A 19,403-nucleotide genomic window follows, 5' to 3' on the forward strand; every position below is an offset into this window, starting at 1 on the left:
GGTCATCGTGCAGGGCAAAATGTTCGGGGAAGCGCGGGCGCGCGACTACCAGGCGATGAAGGGCCGGCTGATGGACGCCGTGCTGGACTCCTGGGGCAAGGTCGGCGAGGGCGCCGATCTGGTCATCGTCGAGGGCGCCGGCTCGCCGGCCGAGATCAACCTGCGCAGCCGCGACATCGCCAATATGGGCTTTGCCACGCGCGCCGACGTGCCCGTGGTGCTGGTCGGCGACATCGATCGCGGCGGCGTCATCGCTTCGGTGGCCGGCACGCATCTGATCCTCCCGGAAGAGGACCGGCGCATGATCGCCGGCTACCTCATCAACAAGTTCCGCGGCGACGTTTCGCTGTTTGACGACGGCCTGAAGTCGATCGAGACATTCACGGGCTGGCGCTGTTTCGGTGTCGTTCCGTGGCTGAAGGCGGCGGCACGCTTGCCTTCGGAAGATTCGGTGGTGCTGGAGCGGCTGGCGTCCGGCGAAGCGCGCGCGCTGAAGGTGGCGGTGCCGATGCTTGGCCGCATCGCCAATTTCGACGATCTCGACCCGCTCAAGGCTGAGCCGCAGGTCGAGGTGGTGTTCGTGCCGCCGGGAAAGCCGCTGCCCGCCGATGCCGGGCTGGTGGTCATTCCAGGCTCGAAGTCGACAATCGGCGATCTCTTGAAATTCCGCGAGAACGGTTGGGATCGCGACCTTCTTGCGCATCGCAAGCGCGGCGGCCATGTCGTGGGCATTTGCGGCGGCTTCCAGATGCTCGGCCGCATGGTGCGCGATCCCGACGGCATCGAAGGCAGCGTCACCGAAGCCGAAGGGCTCGGCCTGCTCGACATCGAAACGGTGATGGAGCCGGAAAAGACGGTGCGCAACGTCAGCGCCCGTTCGGTGCCGTTCGACCTGCCGCTCGAAGGCTATGAAATCCATCTCGGCCGCACCACCGGGCCGGATACGCTGAGGCCGTCTGCAGTCATCAATGGCATCGATGACGGGGCAGTGTCGGTCGATGGCAAGGTGATCGGCACCTATATGCACGGTCTGTTTGGCGCCGACGGCTTTCGCGGAAGATTCCTCGAAAGCCTCGGCATCAAGGGCGGCGGCATCGATTACCGAGCCGAGGTCGAGCGGGCGCTGGACGAGGTCGCAGCCGAGCTGGAGACCCATCTCGACTGCGACGCGATCTTTGCACTGGCGCGGTAATTCGCGGTTGGCTCAGCCCTTGTCGCCTGCCTTCGGCCAGTAGGTACCGAAGGACCAGACGTTGCCTTCCGGGTCGCGGCAGATGAACTCGCGGCTGCCATAGTCGCGGTTGGTCAATTCCTGGATGATCGTGGCGCCAGCCTTCCTGCCCTTGGCATAGGCGGCATCGGCATCATCGACGGCGATGTAGATCGACTTGCCGCCGCCTGAGCCGGGTTCGCCGACCATCTTGCCGTAGTCGTCGTCGCGCACGGTGCCCAGCATGATCATCGAGGAGCCGAAGACCAGTTCGGCATGGTGCACGACGTCGCCTTCGCCATAGCGGGCCCGGACGCTGAAGCCGAAGGCTTCGCCCAGCCAGTCGATCATCTTTGCCGCGTTCCTGTAGCGCAAGGCGGGGTAGAGGCGGGGCGCTTCGGTGGTGGTGGTCATGTCGATCTCCTTCAGTGGGGTTGGTCGATGCCCCACTGTGGGTAAAGGCCGTTCCGGCGTCTTGAAGAAATGTTACCTGGCCGAGATTCCGGTTGGTGTCTCGCCGGCGAGGTCGCGGAATTCGCGTACCAGATGCGCCTGGTCGGCATAGCCGCAATCGGCTGCGATATCGGCCCAGTCGACGGCCTGCTGCCTCGACAGGCCGAGCGCGCGGTTGAAGCGGACGATGCGCGACAGTGTCTTGGGGCCCATGCCGATGGCGTTGGAAAAACTGCCGGCGAGATGTTTGCGGCTCCAGCCCAGCCTTTCGGCGATCGATGCAATGCGGGTCCGGCCGCCGGATGTGATGATGCGGTCATAGGCCCAGGCGATTTCAAGTGGCGTCTCGGCGGCCTTCTCGAGACGGGCGGTGACGAAGGCTTCGGCCATGTCGAAACGCGTCGTCCAATCCGGCGCATTGCCCAGCCATTCACGCAGCGCCAAGCCCTGAGCGCCAAGCACGTCGTCGAGGACGACCATGCTGTCTGTCAGTTCGCTCATCGGCAGGCGGAAGAAACGGCGTGCGCCAAGCGGCGTGAAGTTGACCTGGACGCAGCAGGCGCCGCCGAAGGATTCGATCACCACCGGTCCGGCAAAGAGGCCGGCGGCGAAACTGGCGAAGCGGTCATTGTCGCCGGGCGCCTTGCCGAGGCCGATGGCGAAGGGTTCGGCGAAGCTGATGACCAGCGGTACGGTGAGCGACGCATATTCGACGTTGCGCATATGGCCGGGCGCCATTTCGCGATAGCCGCAAATGTCCGACACAATGCCCTGAAGTCGAGGATCGGGCAGGCGCCGGCGCATCTCAAACCGCCCGGCGACGGACCGGTCCTGCTCTTGCTGGGGTTGCATCTTGACTGGCATCGGCCATCCTCGCGCCAGTCAAATCTAACAGACCAAGGGCCGGAATCAAAAGCGCCCGGCTTTTGGCCGGGCGCTCCTCGTCCCCACTTCAAGGGAAATGGTCAGGCGCCGCGCATCAAGCAGCCGCCGGCAAGCACGATGAAAGCAATAAGCACGATCCACGCCGATGCGAGTGGAATGAATGAGAGAACGCCAAGCGCGGCGAGAACGCCGATGATGGCGATAACAACGGAGATGATAAAAACGATCTGGGTAGGTGCGCTAAGATTCATGTCTGCCTCTCCAACATGATTCGAACAGCGGCATCCTATCAGGGCGCGGGATCACACACCAATCAAGGCCCGCAGCGGGTTCGCCGGGTCAGCCAGCAGCTTCACAGCAAGCGCCAGGCATACGATCACCAGCAGCGGCTTGATCAGTCTTGCGCCGATGCGCATGGCCAGGCTGGCGCCGACGCGAGCGCCGAGGAACTGGGCGACGCCCATCATCAGACCGATCTTCCAGTAGACGACGCCGAAGGCCGCGAAGACGATGAAGCCGCCGATGTTGGAGGCGAAGTTGAGCAATTTGGTATGCGCCGTCGCCTTGAGCACGCCGTAGCCGGCAAGTGCCACGAAGGCCAGCATGTAAAAGGAGCCGGCGCCTGGCCCGAACAGGCCATCGTAGAAGCCGATGGCGGGCACCAAGGTCAATCCAAACAGGAACGGCGACAGGCGCTCGGCGCGGTCGACATCGTTCATGTTGGGCTTGAACGCGAAGTAGAGCGCGATGGCGATCAGCACGATGGGCAGGGCAGCCCGCAGTATGTCACCCGGCACGATCGTCGCCAGCAAGGCGCCGATGGCGCTGCCGACAAGGGCCAGAAGCGCCGACGGCAATTGCCGGCGCAGGTCGACATGACCCTTCGACGCGTAGTGGATGGTCGCCGAGCCCGAGCCGAACATGCCTTGCAGTTTGTTGGTGGCGAGCGCCTGGACCGGCGTGAAGCCGGCAAGCAGCAGCGCCGGCACTGTGATCAGCCCGCCGCCGCCGGCGATCGAATCGACAAAGCCCGCAGCAAAAGCGGCGAAAGCGAGCATGGCGACGGTCTGGATACTAAGGTCGATCATCTGATGTATGGAGGTGTCCGGCCGGCTGAAATATCGAGCGTTCGACCACGGCCGCCCTGTTTGCGCAAGATCGATTCCGCGCTACCTCTATCCCAGCGCATCGCGCCTGGATTGTGTTTGTGTAGTTAACCCGGAAAGAGGCTCCTGATGGCATTCGCATTGCTGGACCAGATACGTCAGATATTCGACGGCGACCCCGGCGTGCGCAAGGTGGCGGACGATCCGGTCCTGTCGGCGGAATTGCTGATGCTGTTTCGCATGATCCTGGCCGACGGGTCGGTCAGCGAGAGCGAAATGGTTGCCTTCCGGCGCATCTGCAAGGACGCCTTCGGCATTCAGGAAAGCAGCATCGACAGCGTCATCGAATATCTCAACGAGTTCGGCTACGAGACCAATGGCTCGCAGGCGATTGCACTGTTCCGCGATCTCGACGTCGAGCGGCGCCGGCAATTGGCCAAACATATGGCGGAGATCGCCAAGGCGGATTCGCAACTGGCCGAGAGCGAGATCCGCCTGCTGCGCCGCACGCTCGACCTGCTCGATATCAGCCCGGTCGATGTGGTCAAGACGCAGGAGTGATCGGGCCGCCTTCTCTCCTGATCAGCCTTGCTCCCGCAGCCGCTCCGCGATCGCCCGGTGCAAGTCAGGGGCGGCGGTGACAAGCGCCTTGGCAGCCTCGGACTGCGGGTGGTCGAGCACTTCGCTCGTCTTGCCGCGCTCGACGATCTTGCCGTCATGCATGACCAGCACCTCGTCCGTGATGGCGCGGGCCACGGTCAGGTCGTGGGTGATGAAGAGGTAGGCGATGCCGAGCTTCTGGTTGAGCTCTGCGAACAGATCGAGGATCTGGGCGCGGATCGAGACATCGAGCGCCGAGACCGGCTCGTCGGCAACGACCAGCTTGGGGCGGGTGATGATGGCGCGGGCGATCGACAGGCGCTGGCGCTGGCCGCCGGAAAATTCATGGGGGTATTTGTCCATGTCGCTGATGCCGAGGCCGACTTCGTGCAGGGCATGCGCCACCATCTCGCGGCACTCGGCGCGCGTCGGCTTTTTCTCCAGCACATGCAGGGGTTCGGCAACCAGCTTTTTCACCTTCTGGCGCGGGTCGAAGGAGCCATAGGGATCTTGAAAAACGACCTGCATATCGCGTCGCGCCGGCTTCAGCTCGGCTTCGCTCTTGCCGGTTATGGTCCCGCCGCGGAACCGGATCGAGCCCGATGTCGGCCGATCCAGCGCCAGGATCATGCGGGCGAGCGTCGACTTGCCGCAGCCGGAGCGACCAACCAGTGCCACTGACTGACTCGGCGCCATCGACAGCGAGACGTCGTCGACGGCGCGGATACCAGGCGCGCGCTTGAACAGCGAAGTGCGCCGGCCGGGATAGTCGCGGGTCACGCCCTCGACCTGAAGCAAAGGGCGGCCCGTCTCGATGCCATGCGGCCTGGCGCGCGCCGGCACATGCATCGAGGCCTGCGCCAACTGGCGCGTGTAGGGGTGGAGCTGTTCGGATAGCGTGCGTGCGGTGTCGCCGGCTTCCATCACCTCGCCGCGGCGCAGGATGGTGATGCGGTCAGCCATCTCGGTCACCACGGCGAGGTCATGCGAGATCAGGAGCAGGCCCATGCGGCTCTCCGCGACGAGGTCGCGCAAAAGGTCGAGGATTTGTGCCTGCAGCACCACGTCGAGCGCCGTCGTCGGTTCGTCGGCGATCAGCAGCTTCGGCTTCAGCGCGCAGGCGATGGCGATGACGACGCGCTGGCGCTGGCCGCCCGACAGTTCGTGCGGATAGCGCGACAGCGGGAATTTCGCTTCGGGCAAGCCGACACGGTCGAGCATTTTTCGCGCCCGGTCTTCGGCCTCGGCGCGGCTGGCCCTGGTGTGCCAGCGTATGCCTTCGGCAACCTGCTCGCCGATGGTCTTGACCGGATTGAGCGCGGTCATCGGCTCCTGGAACACCATGCCGATGTCGTCGCCGCGCAGCGCACACATCTGGTCCTCGGTTGCTGCCAGGATGTCGATGCCGTCGAATGTGACACGTCCGCTGGCGCGCGCGGCATGGGGCAGAAGCTGCATCACCGTCAGCGCGGTCATCGATTTGCCGGAACCGGATTCGCCGACCAGCCCCATCACCTCACCGGGCGCGACGGAAAGCTCCACACCCTTGAGGATCTGCGTGTCGCCGATGGTCAGCGACAGGTTCTCGATGTCGAGCAGGCTCATCGCTGCCGCCGCGATTTCGGATCGAGGATGTCGGCGATGCCGTCGCCCAGGAGGTTCAGCCCCAGCACGGCGACAACGATCGCCATGCCCGGAAAGATCGCCATCCATGGCGCCACCACCATGCGGGTCTGCGCGTCGAACAGCATGCGGCCCCAGCTCGGCATTGGCGGTTGCGCACCCAGGCCCAGATAGGAAAGCCCGGCCTCGGCCAGGATGCCCAGCGCGAACTGGATGGTGCCTTGCACCAGAAGCAGCGTGGCGATATTGGGCAGCACATGTTCGATTGTGATCTGCGTGCTGCTCTTGCCGGCGGCGCGTGCGGCGAGAATGAACTCGCGCGGCCAGATCGCCAGCGCGCCGGCCCGGGCGACGCGCGCAAAGACCGGGATGTTGAAGATGCCGATGGCGATGATGGCGTTGACGGCGCCCGGTCCGAAGATGGCGGTGATCATGATCGCCGACAGCAAAGCCGGGAAGGCGAAGACGAGGTCGTTCAGCCGCATCAGCGCCTCGTCGACGGGGCCGCCGCGTGCCGCGGCAAAGGCGCCGAGCGGCACGCCGACCCCCATGCCGATGCCGACCGCGACCAGCGCCACGGCAATCGAATTGCGGGCGCCGACCATGACCATCGACAGGATGTCGCGGCCGAAATGGTCGGTGCCGAACCAGTGCGCCAGCGAGGGCGCTTGCGTCTTATCCGATATCACCAGTTTCGTGACGTCATAGGGCGTCCAGGCATAGGAGACGACAGCCATTGCCAGGATCAGCAGGGTGATGACGAAACCGGCAACGAAGGCGGTATTCCCGAACGCCTTGCTCAGGATGCTGCCGAACGTCTCTTCTGATATGTCGATGTGCAGTGTCATTGCCGGCTTCTCAGGCGCGGATCGACGACCGCATAGGAAAGGTCGACCAGCAGATTGACGGCGATGACGGCGGCGACCAGCAGCATGACGACGCTTTCGACGACGATCAGGTCGCGCTGGGTGATGGCCTGGAACACCAGCCTGCCGAGGCCGGGCAGATAGAAAACATTCTCGATGATGATGGTGCCGGCAAGCAGGAAGGCGAACTGCAGGCCCAGAATGGTCAGCACCGGAATCATGGCGTTGCGCAGCGCGTGCCGCCACAGCACAGCTCGGTAGGGCAGACCCTTGGCGCGGGCGGTACGAATATAGTCCTCGTTCAGCACCTCGATCAGCGCCGAGCGGGTGACGCGCGCCAGAATCGCGGCTTGCGGCAAGGCAAGCGCCAACGCCGGCAGCAGCAGCGACTTCAAGGCTGGCCAGACGCCGGCACTCCAGCCGGGAAAGCCGCCAGCAGGAACCAGCCGCAGCCAGACGGCGAAGACATAGATCAGCATCAGCGCGAACCAGAAATTGGGCACGGCGACGCCAAGCTGTGCGGCGCCCATGGAAATCGTATCACCGGCCCGTCCACGCCGGCTGGCGGAAAACAGGCCGACGGGAATCGCGATGAGGGTGGAGAGCGCAAGCGCAATCAGCGCCAGCGGCAGCGAGACGGCCAGCCGCTCGCGAACCAGACCGATGACCGGCACCGAATAGGTGTAGGAGCGGCCGAAATCGAGGCTGAGCAGGCCGCCCGCCCAGTGCAGATAGCGCCAAGCCAGCGGCGCGTTGAGGCCCATCTGGTTGCGCAGCAACTCGACCTGGTCGGCACTGGCATTCAGGCCCAGCATTAGCCGCGCCGGATCGCCGGGCAGGACCTCCAGGACGGCGAACACCACCATGGAAGCCAGCACCAGCGTGGCGATGGCGATGGCGAGGCGTTTTAGGAGGTAGGCGGTCATGGAAGGTGGGGGATCATTCGCTCCACTTCACCTTGGTCAAATCATTGGCCTGGATCGGGGCGTTTTCCCACAGCCCTTGCAGCTTGGCGTCCCAGACGCCGATCTTCGGCAATTCATAGAGGAAGCCGACCACCGCATCGTCGGCCAGGATCTTCTGCGCTTGCCCCAGCAATTCCTTGCGCTTGGCTTCGTCGGAGGTGACGCCGAGATCGGCAATCACGTTGTCGAAGGCCGGGTTGTCGTAGTTGAAGTAATAATCCTTGCGCGAATAGATATCGATGTCGTTGGGCTCGGTGTGGGAGACGATCGTCAGGTCGTAATCCTTCTTGGTGAACACCTGGTCCAGCCACTGTGCCCATTCGACCGGAATGATTTCCAGATCGATGCCAACGTCGCGAAGCTGCGAGGCGATGATTTCGCCACCGAGACGGGCATAGGTGGGCGGCGGCAGTTTCAGCGTCGCCTTGAAGCCGTTCTCGAGGCCTGCCTCTTTCAGCAATTCCTTGGCCTTGGCGACATCATGCGGGTAGCGGCCGGTGAGGTCGACATAGTCCTTGTTGGCCGGCGACATATGCGAGCCGATCGGCTGGCCGAGGCCGGCCGAGGCGCCGTCGATGATGGCCTTGCGGTCGAGCGCGTAAGAGATCGCCTGCCTCACCTGCAGCTTGTCGAAAGGCGGCTTCTTGTTGTTGATCGACAGGATGGTCTCACCCTCGGTCGCGCCGATCACCACCTTGAAGCGCGGGTCGTCCTTGACCTGGGCGACGCTGTCGGCATCGAAGAACGGGAAAGCCTGGATGTCGCCCGAGAGCAGCGCCGGCACATAGGCCGCGGCATCCGGCACGATGCGAAACTCGGCCTTGTCGAGCGACGCCGGCGTGCCCCAGTAATTGTCCGATTTGACCAGCGTGATCGACGATCCCTTGGCCCAGCTCTGGAACTTGAACGGGCCGGTGCCGATCGGTTTCTCCTTGTTGGTGTCGGCAGATTCCGGCGCCACGATCCCCGCGTCGCCCCAGCCCATATTGTAGAGGAACGAGCCCTGCGGGTTCTTCAGCGTGACCTTGACGGTTGCCGGATCGACGACGTCGACCTTGTCGATGGCGGCGAACAGGCCCTTTTGCGCGTTGACGGAGTTGTCGGCTCGCGCCCGGTCGAGCGAGAATTTCACGTCGGCGGCATCGAAGTCGGTGCCGTCATGGAATTTCACGCCGGTGTGCAGCTTGAAGGTGTAGACCTTGCCGTCATCGGAAATGGTCCAGCTTTCGGCCAGATCCGGGAGCACCTCGCCATTCGGCCCGATGCGCGTCAGGCCTTCGAACACATTGGCATAGAGAACCTCGTCGATCGCTGCGGCGGCACCGGCGGTCGGATCGAGATGCGGGGGTTCGAGCGGAATGCCGATGACCAGGTCGGTTCGCGCGGCGAACGCAGAGGTGCCGGCGGCCAGCGACAGCACCGCGGCCGCCAGAATGGTTTTCCACAATTTCATCGTGCAACTCCCCATGCGTTCAGACACGTGCTCGAACCCGAGTGATAGAAGCGTGATTTCGCCACGGAGTAAATTGCGTTTCGTTCTGCCCCTTGGCGTGGCCGGGAATGTTTTTGTCCTGGCGACCGCATCGGCAGTCGAAGCTTGTCGCGGTGCACACCTTATCCCGTGGCTGTGCCGCGCAGCAGCACGTTGAGCCCTATCGCCATCACCTTGGCCGATTCCACCATGTCCGATATGCCGACCCATTCGTCCGGCCGGTGGGCGAGGTCGAGAATGCCAGGCCCATAAGCGATGCAATCATAGATATGGCCGATGCGAGCTATGTGCTTCTGGTCATAGGTGCCGGGCGAAATGACATAATCGGGTTCGCGGTCGAAGATCGCCATGATGCCTTGCGCAACCGCCTTGACCACCGGCGCGTCGCGCTCGGTCATCAGCGGCAGCACTTCCATCAGGTCGCGGATTTCATAGTCGAATTTTGTCCGCTCGCGTTTCAACCGGTCGAGAATGCCGGTCACTTCACCTTTGACGGTGTCGAGATCTTCCTCGAGCAGGAAACGGCGGTCGATGGTCATCCGGCAGGAGTCGGGCACGTTGGGCGACGGCAGGCCGGGCCGGAAATCCTCGGTCTGGCCGCCATGGATCGAATTGATGTTCATGGTCGAGCGTTTTGCTCCTTCGGGCACGACCGGCATGCGCGTCATCTTGCGGTCGAGCGCGGGAAACAGTTCGTCCTCGAAAGCCCGCAGCACGGCGCCCATGTGGCGCACCGCATTGTCGCCGAGAAACGGCATCGAGCCGTGCGCGATCTCCCCCTTGGTCTCGATCTCCGCCCACCAGACGCCACGATGGCCGAGGCAGATGCGGTCCTTGTTCAGCGGCTCGGGAATGATGACATGGTCGACCCTGGGTTTTGAGAAATAGCCGAGCCTGGCCAGATGCGCGACGCCGCCGAAGCCGCCGGATTCCTCGTCGACGGTGCCGGATATTTCGATGGCGCCGGGAAAATCGGGGAAGACTTCCAGGAAGGCCTCGGCTGCGATGATAGAGGCGGCAAGGCCGCCCTTCATGTCGCAGGCGCCGCGGCCATAGACCCTGCCGTCCCTGACGATGCCGGCGAAGGGATCGACGGTCCAGCCATCACCGGCTTCGACCACGTCGATATGCGAGTTGAAGTGGACGCAGGCGCCCGGCGACCTGCCTTCGGAACGGGCAACGACATTGACGCGCGGGTAGCGGTCGGTGTCGCCGGGCGTGCCTTCGGCGCGGATGAACTCGGTCTCGAAACCGCTCTTCTTCAGCCGCGCGCCGAGATATTCGGCGCATGGCCGGTAGGCCTCGCCGGGTGGATTGATAGTCGGAAAACGGATCAGTTCGGCGGTCAGCGCGACGACGTCGTCGCGCCTGTCATCGATTGCCTGGAGGAGTCGCTGGTTCATGCGCAGAGTTGAGCAGCGATCCCAGCGGTTTTGCAAGCCCGCCGGCGATCAAGCCGGTGCGGCGTGTCGTTGCGGCAACTATTGCGGGAAATCGTTCAAATTCGCTGCTTTGGATTGGCGAATTGGTCAAGGTGTGTGTGTTAGCCCGTGCATCTGCCATTAAAAAGATGAAAAACAATCAGGCAGGCAGGTTAGGGGCAATCAAAGGGGTTTGATCGCATGAAAAAGACAGTTCTCATGGCAACCATGTTTGTTGCAATGCTGTTCGGTGCTTCGGGGCAGGGCTGGGCAGCCAGCCTCGTTGCAAATATAGACGTGTCGTCGCAGACGATGACCGTCAGATATGGCGCGTCGGTTTACCGGTGGAGTGTCTCCACCGCCCGCACCGGCTATTTCACGCCGCGCGGCACCTATCGGCCGCAGCGCACGGCCAGGATGTGGTATTCGCGCAAATACCATATGTCGCCGATGCCCTATTCGGTGTTCTTCCATGGCGGCTATGCCATCCATGGAACCGGCGCCGTCAGGCAGCTCGGCCGCCCGGCGTCGCATGGCTGCGTGAGGCTGCACACGGCCAATGCCGCCACGTTCTATTCGATGGTGCGGGAAGTGGGTTTCGGCAACACGCGCATTGTCGTCACCAACTAAGGCGGGTTCAGGTTCGCTGTTGTCTGCTGGCGCTGGGCTAACCCCACGCCAGCAGCTCTGCCTAAGCGTTTGGGACCGCCTTTGCCTGCGGTCGCTTTCGACGCCCGCCGCTGATCTCCCACCTTTTGTGGAACCACATCCACTGGCCGGGATCTTCTCGCACCCAGCGCTCGACGACGTCGTTGAGACGCTGGGTGGTGGCACGGACATCGACGCTGCCGTCAGCGGTGCGCGGCAAGGTCAACTTGTCCTCGATTTCGAGCCGGAAGCGGTTGCCCGGCAGCCTGACGCAGCGCGCCGGATAGACGTCGCAATCGTAGTGGCGGGCAAGGGTGGCCAGCACGCGATTGCTCTGGCAGGGACGGCCGAAGAATGTCGTCTCCAGTCCATTGGAGAATTTCTGGTCGACAAGGATGCCGATGTTGCCGCCGTTCTCCAGAACCCCGGCCAGGGCGAATGACGCGCCCGCCATGGATGGCAGCAACGAGCCCATGGTCGAGCGGCGCGTCGAGAGGATGTAGTCGGCGAGATAGGGATTGTTAGGCGGGCGAAACAGCGCAGTGATGTTCATGCCGAAAGTCGCGGCCGCCACCGGCAGCAATTCGAAATTGCCGAGATGACCGGTGAAGACGATGTGCGGCTTCTCTTCGCTGGCTATTTCGACGAAGTGGTCAGCTCCCTTGACCTCGACGCGGCCGGGCTCGCTGGCTGCGGGGTCGTAGTCGAAGAGGGCGTCGAGAAAGATGTATTCGGCGGCAAGGCGAGCCATGTTGCCCCACATGTCGGAGGCGATCGCCTGGATTTCGGCTTCGCTCTTTTCCGGATAGGCCTTGCGCAGATTGTCGACGGCGACCTGATGGCGTCCCACCCGGGGGCCGACCAGGCGTGCGACGCGGTCGGCGAAATTCAGCGCACTGTCGGCCGGCAGCAGGCGCAGGACCGAGATGATCATCATCGCTGCCCGCGCCACCAGCCAGTAATTGAGCTGGCGCAGTTGCCTGCCGTAACGAAATTTGAGGTCCCGGCGGAACTTCTTGAATACAGAGGTCAAGGCTCTAGCCGACGCGCAGGATGATCTTGCCGAAAACGTCGCGGCCTTCCATGCGCTTCAGCGCGGCGTCGATACCGTCGAAGCCGACTTCGGTGTCGATGACGGGTGCGACCTGTCCCGCCGCCATTTTCTGCATGGCGTTGGCCATGTTTTCCATGCGGCAGCCAAAGGAGCCAAGCAGTTTCAATTGCTGCTGGAACAGCTGCATCAAATTGATCTGCGTCGACACGCCGGAGGTCGAACCGCAGGTCACCAGGCGGCCGCCACGCTTCAGGCACAGCATCGAGGCGGCGAATGTGTCGGCGCCGACATGTTCAAAGACGACGTCGACGCCCTTCTTCTTGGTCAGCTTGCGCACGACGCCCTCGAAACGGTCGTCGCGGTAGTTGATGACATGGTCGGCGCCGAGCGCCTTGGCCTTGTCGATCTTGTCGTTGGAGCCGACCGTAGTGATGATCGTGCAACCCATCCGCTTGGCCAACTGGATGGCCGCCGAGCCGATGCCGGATCCGCCGGCATGGATAAGGATGGTTTCGCCGGGTTGAAGCCTGGCGTTGTCGAACAGCATGTGCTCGACGGTGCCGAAGGTGACGGGCGCCACCGCCGCCCCGATGTCGGTCACGCCGGGCGGGGCAGGGACCAGCAGGCGGGCCGGCAGGTTGATCTTCTCCTGCGCGAAACCGTCGAGATGGAAACCGTGCGCGCCCGAAACATGTTCGCAGAGGTTGTCGCGGCCTTCGCGGCAGGCTCGGCAGAGGCCGCAGGTGCGCGCGCCATAGATCGACACCAATTGTCCGGGCAGCAGGCTGGAAACGCCGGGGCCAACCGCCTCGACCTCGCCGGAGGCCTCCGCGCCGACGACCAGCGGCAGCTTGCGCTTGGCGAAGGCCATGCCGCGCCAGCCCCAGACGTCGATATGGTTCAGCGCTACTGCCTTGATGCGCAGCGTGACTTCGCCGAGTGCCGGCGGTGGAGGAGGCGGCAGGTCCACCGTCTCAAGACGGCGGTCCTCTATAAGTTGCAATGCGCGCATGGGGCCTGTCGGTTCAGTCTGGCTGAAAAAGGTCGCTTAGACCGGTTCCCGCGCCATGACAAGGCAAGTGTTCTGGCCGCCGAAGCCGAAGGAGCTCGACAGAACGGTGCGGACCTCGGCGTTGCGCTTCTTGTTCGGCACCACGTCGAGCACGATCGCGGGGTCGGGATTGTCATAGTTGATGGTCGGCGGAATGACGCTTTCGCGCATCGTCATCAGCGAGAAAGCCGCCTCGACAGCGCCCGCCGCCGACAGCGTGTGACCGATCATCGATTTGTTCGACGAGACCGGCATAGAGCCGATCCGCTCGCCGAACACCGTCGACAGCGCCAGATGCTCCATCTTGTCGTTTTCGGGCGTCGAGGTGCCGTGGGCATTGACGTAGTCGATCTCGTCTTCACCCAGTCCGGCATCGACGAGGGCGGCGCGGACCGCGGCGATGGCCGGTGAAGCGTCCGGTTTGGAGCGGGTGCGGTGGAAGTCGTCGGCCTTCTCGCCGCAACCGCCCAGGACGCCGAGAATAGTCGCGCCGCGAGCCAATGCCGTCTCAAGCGATTCCAACACCAGCGCCCCGGATCCCTCGGCCAACACGAAGCCGTCGCGATCCCTGGAGAAGGGTTTCGACGCCTTTTCGGGGATGTCGTTGTGCGTGGAGAGCGCCGAAAGCAATGAGAAACGGATCAATGCCTCGGCGGTCGCGGAACCGTCCGCGCCGATCGACAGCGCACGGTCGCATTCGCCGCGTCGGATCGCCTCGACACCGAGCTGAATCGCGGTGGCGCCTGAAGCGCAAGCCGTCGACAGCGTGATCGGCAGACCACGCGTGCCAAGGCGATCGGCAAGGCGGCCGGCGATCGAACCGAACTGGGTGGTCTCGAAAATATCCAGCTCTTTCAAGCTACGCGCGACCCGAAGCAGTCTTTCGGCGGCGGTGTCATCCTTGTCCTTGTCAGAATTGTAGAGCGAGAAGCGCTCGGCCCAGTCGAGTTCGACTGGCGGCGATGCGAGGAAGAGCGGTCCGCCGAAATCGCTGGAATCAAGACCGGCTTCGCTCACCGCTTCTAAGCCCGCAAGCTCGGCTAGCTCATAGGTGAGTGGGCTGGCGCCTTTCGAGCTCGACGGCAGGAAATCGACCATGCCGGAGATGCGGGTGTTCAATTGATCGATGGGAAAGCGGGTGATCGGGTGAATGCCCGACTTGCCGGAGGTCAGTGCCGCCCAATTGTCTGATTTGCCGACGCCAAGCGAGGTCACCACGCCGATGCCGGTGACGGCGACGATCGGCCTGCCCATGTGATCTCTGAGATTGGCCATCCGGGAGCCCTCTTATCGTTGCAGCATGGGTCGTGGAGCCGCGTTACGCGGCATTGACCAGCGCCATGCCCTCGAATTGGTGATAGCCGATCGCCGTTGCAAGGACGGATTGGGGAACGCCTTCGAACGGCGTCTCGGCTGCGGCATCAAAAACAGGATAGGCGGCCTTGCGGTCGACAGCGAGTGCCGCCAGTGCCACAGCGAAAGGAAACTGTGCTTCCTTCATGTGCCCGGTCAGCGTCGAGAAGCCACGCGCGGCGATCGCCGGATTGGCATCGAGCGCTGCCTTCTCGGCTGTTGTCGCCGCATGCGCCCCCGATGCGCCCGACAGGGTCAGCAATTTGCCGTTCGGCAATGCAGCCTGCTTGAGCAGTGCGGCGATCTCGGCGTCGAGTTCTCCCCGTGGCCGCCGGGCGCGGCCGGAGACGACCGGTCCAAGTTCTGCATAGATCTTGCGGCCGCGGCTCATCGCGTGTTCGCGCTGCTCCAGCACCAGGAAGGCGCCGCCGGAGCCGGTCACGACGCCACCGCCCTCAGTGCCCTGTCTTTGCCAAACCGGCTTCCATGGGCCGCGATGCAGATAGCCGGCGAGTTCATAGCCGAGCAGCATATCGGGATGTTCGGTCTGGAAGGCACCGCCGACCAGGATATGCGTCGACTGACCCGAGCGGATGCGTGCGGCGGCCGTTTCAACCGCGGCGACACCGGCACCTTCCTCGCCCATGAAGGTTCTGGACGAACCGGTGACCTTGTGGACGATGGAGATGTTGCCGGCGAGCAGGTTGGACAATTGGGCCAGAAACAGTGTCGGGCGCAATTCGGTGGTCAATTTCTCGTTGAGCAGTACATCGCGGTCATTGCGGCTTTCCGAAGCGGCGAGAATGGCGGCATCGACCGCCTCGTCGCGCTCGCCACCGCCCGCCGCCACAACCATGTCCATGGTCGCGCAGAGTTCGTCATTGCCCTTGATGCCGGCGTCGTCCAGTGCAAGGCCGGCAGCATAGGTGCCGAGCCTCTGCCAGGTTTCCATCTGGCGCTGATCGCCACGCTTGGCGATCTGCAGGTTCCAGTCGATCTCAGGCAGCGGATGGACAGTATAGGGTGCAAAGCGCGTCGCTTCGAGCACCGGCTGCGGGCCCGGTTGCGCGAGCTTCTGCCAGTGGGCGTCAGGACCTTCCCCCAGCGAGGAGACAAGGCCGATACCTGATATGACGACGTCGCGGGGGCTGCTCATGTGCGGCTTTGTGGGTCAGGCGGCAGAGCGCGTCAAGATCGTGCGCTCAACTGACGTCAGGCGGTCTTGGCGGCGACCAGCGCGTCGATCTTGGCGCACAGGTTCTTCATGACGAAGTAATCGTCGGTCGAAGCCTTGCCGTCATTGACCTCCTGGGTCCACTTTTCCAGCGGCACCTTGATGCCGAATTCCTTGTCGATGGCAAAGACGATGTCGAGAAAATCGAGGCTGTCTATGCCGAGATCGTCAATCGTGTGGCTCTCGGGCGTGATGGTGTCGATATCGATCTCGCTGGTGTCGGCAATGATCTTGGCGACTTTGTCGAACGTGGTGGACAAGGGCTTTTCCTTCGGTTGCGGGCGGAATCTGTCCGCATCTTGTTTGGGCGCTGTCTAATCGGTTTTTTCCGGCAGGAAAAGGCCTGATACGCCGGGCGCAGATGGGTAGGTTTCCTTCGAAACGCAAGAAGGGCCGCCGGTTTACCCGGCGGCCCTTCTGTTGACGCAACGTCAGCCTTATTTCGATGCGTGTCGTTTTTCCAAAAGCGGAACACTTTTGGCGACATGCATCAGCTGTCGCGAAGCTTGACCAGATCGTTCAGCAGCCCGCCCGTTCCGTTGTGGACGGTCAGCCGCTCGACCTTGCCGGCGATGGTTTCCAGCGCCTCGAGCTCCTTCAGCCGCAGCATCACCGGGTTTTCCGCCATCACCCTGGCCGTGTTGAGGAGGGAACGGGTCGCGTTCGTCTCCTCGCGGCGACGGATGATGTTGGCCTCGGCCTGCTTTTCGGCCGACACCACCTGGTTGAGGATCTCGCGCATCTCGCCCGGCAGGATGACATCCTTGAGCGCGATATCGCTGACCTCCACGCCGATCTCGGCCATGTCGGCGCGGACCTTGGCTGCCGCTTCCTCATCGATCGTCACCTTCTTTTCGAGGATCTGATCGAGTGTCAGCGCGCCAAGCGTCTTGCGGAAGGCATATTGCAGGGCGCGGTAGAGGGCTTCGGAGAAGTCCTTCACCATGCTGACCGCCTTGACCGGATCGACGACCCGGTATTCGGCTGCGATGTTGACGCGGATCGTCACGCGATCCTTGGTCAGCACTTCCTGCCCGGCAACGTCGAGCGACTGGCGCTTGAGGTCGACGACCTTGATCTGCACCATGCGTCCGACGTTCCAGAAGCCATGCACGCCCGCCGTCAGCGTCCTGACCAGGACACCGTCGATGAACAGCAGTCCGGCCTGACCATCGACGACCGGATGGACGGACATCAATTCCGCCTTCCGGGCCTGGCCGAGCCGGCGCATGATCGCCGCATCGATGGCGAGATCGACTGACGTGTCGATCAGCGTCACCTTCCACGGGCCGGCATCCGTCCACAGCACGAGCTTGCGGTCCGGTGCCAGCACGGCGTGCAGATTGCCGTCACGCTCGATGACGGCGACATCCGTGCGCCCGGTGCGAACGACGGTGAAATGACGCGCGGCCACATCCGGAAGCTTGTCGAACAACGCCTTCTCGTATGCCGAAACGAATTCCGGGTTCTTCAGATCGTGCCGAGACACTTCGAGGCTGCCGCGCCGGTTGGCGAGCCAGTGCTCGCCCGGCAGCAGGACAGCCTTGATCTCCCCCTTGTGGAGGGCGAGGGCACGTTCGTTTTCCTTTACGAGGACGCGCTCGCGTCCAAGAACCTTGTCGAGAATGGTCATTGTCTTACTCCTGTCGGGCATGGCCCCATGCGAGGCGTCACGTCATGCGTCGATCTTCCCTTCGTTTCTCGTTTCACGTCGTCTCTTGCGTCGTAGCCCGGGCACGAATGATCCGGGGACTGGTGGCATCGAGCCGTGGCGGGCCTTCGGGAGCGGATCGCGGGGCAGCGAAGCGGGCGCAGGAGGCCTTAGCCTCCCTTGCCGGCGACACCGCGCCTTGATCGTCACCGCGGGCCTGGCCGCGAGCCGATGGCGAAAGACGCTTGAGATGATCCGCGCCCGAAGGCTTGGGTCACCCGTCCAGTCTTTCGCATTCCAGTCCCCGGACCGTTTTTCGGATGGCTTTTCAAGGCCAATGGAGAAGGAATCGAACCTTCGACAGTCAGATTAACAATCTGATGCTCTAACCAAACTGAGCTATCCGTGGTGCAGATGAAGGGACTCGAACCCACAACCTCCGGATTATGTCCGGCGCTCTCCCAGTTGAGCTACATCCGCGATCCCAATCCCCAAAGCGGCGCCGTATACAGGGCGGCAATGCCGCCTGCACGGGCGGAGACGAAAGCTCCAACCGTTGTGCTCGCTTCGGTTCTCGTGACCGGGAGCGCGCCTATAGCCCCTGCGACGGGTTGTCGCAAGCGGCATTGTCACGGCGAATTTGCGGCTTCTTTCAACGGTGGCATTTCAGCAACACCGCTTTCGGCGTCAGCGATCGCGCAGCACGCTCAGAAGGTGACGCGGCCGAGCACGCGCAGGCCATCGCCTTGCGGCTCGACGACGACGGCCTCACCTTCGCGCGGTGAGATGCCGGTCAGTGCCACGATGTCTTCCAGATGGGTGACCATGACCAGATTGTCGGAGCCGGAATAGACGCGGATTTCCTTCAGGATCGCAGCGATCTGCGCGGCCTTCTGCGTCTCGTCGCCTTTCAGGAGATCGAGCGGTGCAAAGAGTTCCGGGTCGGTCTCGAAGGCGATGCGGGCGGTGTCGAGGCAGCGGCAATAGCGGCTGGACAGCACGCGCTCGATCGGTGCCGCCCGAGCGGCAAACAGAGCGCCGATCTTGCTCGCCTGCTGCTTGCCGCGCGCCGACAGGTTCATCTGGGTGGCGCAGCTGTCGATGTCGAAATTGGCCGGATCGGTGGTGCCGGTGACCATGGCATGGCGCAGCAGCACGACGTGTCCGCCGTCGCGCAGCAGCGCCCAGCCTGCATCCGTGGCGTGCGCCACGCTGGGAACAACAAGCAGGAACAACGCCAAGGCAAATCGAATCATCCGCTATCCTTCTGCGGTTCCCGGCAAGGGGTTCCGGTGGCAGGACATATAGGGACGGTAAAGCCGGCCGAAAGACAAGGCGCGGTCGGCGGGAAGCGTAGACCTACTTCTTCGCCATCTGCTTCTTCACCAGATCGACCTTCTGGTCGGTGAGAGGGATGGCTGGTGTAGCCGGCTTCGCTAAAGCGCTGCTTGGCGTTCTCGAAGAATCCGATCGCCTTTTGATATTCGGCCTTGCCGCCGCCATAGCTGGCCCGATTCCAGCTGACATCCCCGAGATTGTTCTGCGCGAAGGCCATTGCATCGGAAGGCTTCCCTGGTGAATACCTTCAGCGTCGCCGTGAATGCGGCCTCGATCGGTGACGCTGCGCGCGTCGCTTTTCGTCTCGGCAACTGCAAGCGCGGTCGCGGCAAGACAAAGCAGTGCGGCGACGAAAGCCGTCAGCCATGCCCGCTGCAAAAGACTGAGGTTCGAGAGTCGGACAAAGGCCATTTGTCGTTCGTGTCCGCCCTGATGATCCAAGCCCTCTATAAC

22 protein-coding genes and 2 tRNA genes are annotated in these 19,403 nt (G+C 63.2%); 5 read left to right on the forward strand and 19 right to left on the reverse strand.

From position 1 onward, the window contains the following. On the forward strand, positions 1 to 1,192 hold a 1,192-nt coding region (locus EN884_RS02755; protein ID WP_128360461.1), incomplete at its 5' end, for a cobyric acid synthase. A gap of 12 nt (positions 1,193 to 1,204) precedes the next feature. Here EN884_RS02755 and EN884_RS02760 read toward each other — a convergent pair. The 4 genes from EN884_RS02760 to EN884_RS02775 form a co-directional block, all read right to left on the reverse strand. Next, positions 1,205 to 1,624 (reverse strand): VOC family protein, encoded by a 420-nt coding sequence (locus EN884_RS02760; protein WP_063168185.1) that lies wholly within the window; start codon positions 1,622 to 1,624, stop codon positions 1,205 to 1,207. A 72-nt stretch (positions 1,625 to 1,696) separates the two neighbouring features. Continuing rightward, on the reverse strand, positions 1,697 to 2,527 hold the full coding sequence (locus tag EN884_RS02765) for an AraC family transcriptional regulator (RefSeq protein ID WP_063168184.1): 831 nt from the start codon (positions 2,525 to 2,527) through the stop codon (positions 1,697 to 1,699). A gap of 101 nt (positions 2,528 to 2,628) precedes the next feature. Further along, entirely contained in the window at positions 2,629 to 2,799 is a 171-nt protein-coding gene (locus EN884_RS02770; protein WP_082826471.1) for a hypothetical protein, read from the reverse strand. Between the two features lie 51 nt (positions 2,800 to 2,850). Continuing rightward, positions 2,851 to 3,636 (reverse strand): TSUP family transporter, encoded by a 786-nt coding sequence (locus EN884_RS02775; RefSeq protein WP_013531213.1) that lies wholly within the window; start codon positions 3,634 to 3,636, stop codon positions 2,851 to 2,853. 147 nt (positions 3,637 to 3,783) lie between these two features. On the opposite strand from EN884_RS02775, the gene EN884_RS02780 reads away from it, so the two are divergent. Further along, a complete protein-coding gene (locus EN884_RS02780) occupies positions 3,784 to 4,215 on the forward strand; it encodes a TerB family tellurite resistance protein (protein ID WP_063168183.1) in 432 nt (143 codons plus the stop codon). A 21-nt stretch (positions 4,216 to 4,236) separates the two neighbouring features. Here the strand turns inward: EN884_RS02780 and EN884_RS02785 are convergent, their stop codons facing one another. The 5 genes from EN884_RS02785 to EN884_RS02805 all read right to left on the reverse strand — a co-directional run bounded on the left by EN884_RS02785 (position 4,237) and on the right by EN884_RS02805 (position 10,603). Beyond that, entirely contained in the window at positions 4,237 to 5,859 is a 1,623-nt protein-coding gene (locus EN884_RS02785) for a dipeptide ABC transporter ATP-binding protein (protein WP_013531215.1), read from the reverse strand. Further along, positions 5,856 to 6,725, reverse strand: coding sequence for an ABC transporter permease (locus EN884_RS02790; protein WP_063168182.1), 870 nt, complete (start codon positions 6,723 to 6,725; stop codon positions 5,856 to 5,858). Before EN884_RS02790 ends, EN884_RS02785 begins: the two co-directional genes overlap by 4 nt. Further along, positions 6,722 to 7,669, reverse strand: a complete 948-nt coding sequence (locus tag EN884_RS02795; RefSeq protein ID WP_063168181.1) for an ABC transporter permease — start codon at positions 7,667 to 7,669, stop codon at positions 6,722 to 6,724. Before EN884_RS02795 ends, EN884_RS02790 begins: the two co-directional genes overlap by 4 nt. Positions 7,670 to 7,682: 13 nt before the next feature. Next, a complete protein-coding gene (locus EN884_RS02800; RefSeq protein WP_128360462.1) occupies positions 7,683 to 9,161 on the reverse strand; it encodes an ABC transporter substrate-binding protein in 1,479 nt (492 codons plus the stop codon). Between the two features lie 161 nt (positions 9,162 to 9,322). Further along, positions 9,323 to 10,603: an acetylornithine deacetylase/succinyl-diaminopimelate desuccinylase family protein gene (locus tag EN884_RS02805; RefSeq protein ID WP_063168179.1), complete on the reverse strand. Its 1,281-nt coding sequence runs from the start codon at positions 10,601 to 10,603 to the stop codon at positions 9,323 to 9,325. 8 nt (positions 10,604 to 10,611) lie between these two features. Here EN884_RS02805 and EN884_RS02810 point away from each other — a divergent pair, with 8 nt between their 5' ends. Next, positions 10,612 to 10,818, forward strand: a complete 207-nt coding sequence (locus EN884_RS02810) for a hypothetical protein (protein WP_127224121.1) — start codon at positions 10,612 to 10,614, stop codon at positions 10,816 to 10,818. 4 nt (positions 10,819 to 10,822) lie between these two features. Continuing rightward, the gene (locus EN884_RS02815) at positions 10,823 to 11,251 is read left to right on the forward strand and encodes a L,D-transpeptidase (RefSeq protein ID WP_013531220.1); all 429 of its coding nucleotides are present in this window, start codon (positions 10,823 to 10,825) and stop codon (positions 11,249 to 11,251) included. 61 nt (positions 11,252 to 11,312) lie between these two features. Here EN884_RS02815 and EN884_RS02820 read toward each other — a convergent pair whose 3' ends face one another. From EN884_RS02820 to EN884_RS39290, 10 genes are all read right to left on the reverse strand, one after another. Beyond that, positions 11,313 to 12,302, reverse strand: coding sequence for a lipid A biosynthesis lauroyl acyltransferase (locus EN884_RS02820; RefSeq protein ID WP_027160475.1), 990 nt, complete (start codon positions 12,300 to 12,302; stop codon positions 11,313 to 11,315). Positions 12,303 to 12,306: 4 nt separating this feature from the next. Next, positions 12,307 to 13,335: a zinc-binding dehydrogenase gene (locus EN884_RS02825; protein ID WP_128360463.1), complete on the reverse strand. Its 1,029-nt coding sequence runs from the start codon at positions 13,333 to 13,335 to the stop codon at positions 12,307 to 12,309. A gap of 36 nt (positions 13,336 to 13,371) precedes the next feature. Further along, entirely contained in the window at positions 13,372 to 14,649 is a 1,278-nt protein-coding gene (locus tag EN884_RS02830) for a beta-ketoacyl-ACP synthase (protein ID WP_013531223.1), read from the reverse strand. Between the two features lie 43 nt (positions 14,650 to 14,692). Next, on the reverse strand, positions 14,693 to 15,883 hold the full coding sequence (locus EN884_RS02835; protein WP_063168178.1) for a beta-ketoacyl-ACP synthase: 1,191 nt from the start codon (positions 15,881 to 15,883) through the stop codon (positions 14,693 to 14,695). 56 nt (positions 15,884 to 15,939) lie between these two features. After that, the gene (locus tag EN884_RS02840) at positions 15,940 to 16,221 is read right to left on the reverse strand and encodes an acyl carrier protein (RefSeq protein WP_010909964.1); all 282 of its coding nucleotides are present in this window, start codon (positions 16,219 to 16,221) and stop codon (positions 15,940 to 15,942) included. A 230-nt stretch (positions 16,222 to 16,451) separates the two neighbouring features. Next, positions 16,452 to 17,594 carry a slipin family protein gene (locus EN884_RS02845; RefSeq protein WP_063168177.1) on the reverse strand — a complete coding sequence of 381 codons (1,143 nt, stop codon included), beginning with the start codon at positions 17,592 to 17,594 and terminating at the stop codon, positions 16,452 to 16,454. A gap of 352 nt (positions 17,595 to 17,946) precedes the next feature. After that, a tRNA-Asn gene (locus tag EN884_RS02850) sits at positions 17,947 to 18,016 on the reverse strand. A 2-nt stretch (positions 18,017 to 18,018) separates the two neighbouring features. Next, positions 18,019 to 18,092, reverse strand: a tRNA-Tyr gene (locus EN884_RS02855). A 227-nt stretch (positions 18,093 to 18,319) separates the two neighbouring features. Further along, entirely contained in the window at positions 18,320 to 18,868 is a 549-nt protein-coding gene (locus EN884_RS02860) for a histidine phosphatase family protein (RefSeq protein ID WP_063168176.1), read from the reverse strand. Continuing rightward, the gene (locus tag EN884_RS39290; RefSeq protein ID WP_244514304.1) at positions 18,865 to 19,167 is read right to left on the reverse strand and encodes a hypothetical protein; all 303 of its coding nucleotides are present in this window, start codon (positions 19,165 to 19,167) and stop codon (positions 18,865 to 18,867) included. The genes EN884_RS02860 and EN884_RS39290 overlap by 4 nt, the downstream gene beginning before the upstream one ends. A 20-nt stretch (positions 19,168 to 19,187) precedes the next feature. Here EN884_RS39290 and EN884_RS38485 point away from each other — a divergent pair. Next, positions 19,188 to 19,403 (forward strand): hypothetical protein (locus tag EN884_RS38485; protein WP_164894914.1); only part of this gene is annotated, 216 nt, incomplete at its 3' end.

It is taken from the genome of Mesorhizobium sp. M7A.F.Ca.AU.001.01.1.1 (genome assembly GCF_004022735.1).
Classification (GTDB): Bacteria; Pseudomonadota; Alphaproteobacteria; order Rhizobiales; family Rhizobiaceae; genus Mesorhizobium; species Mesorhizobium ciceri.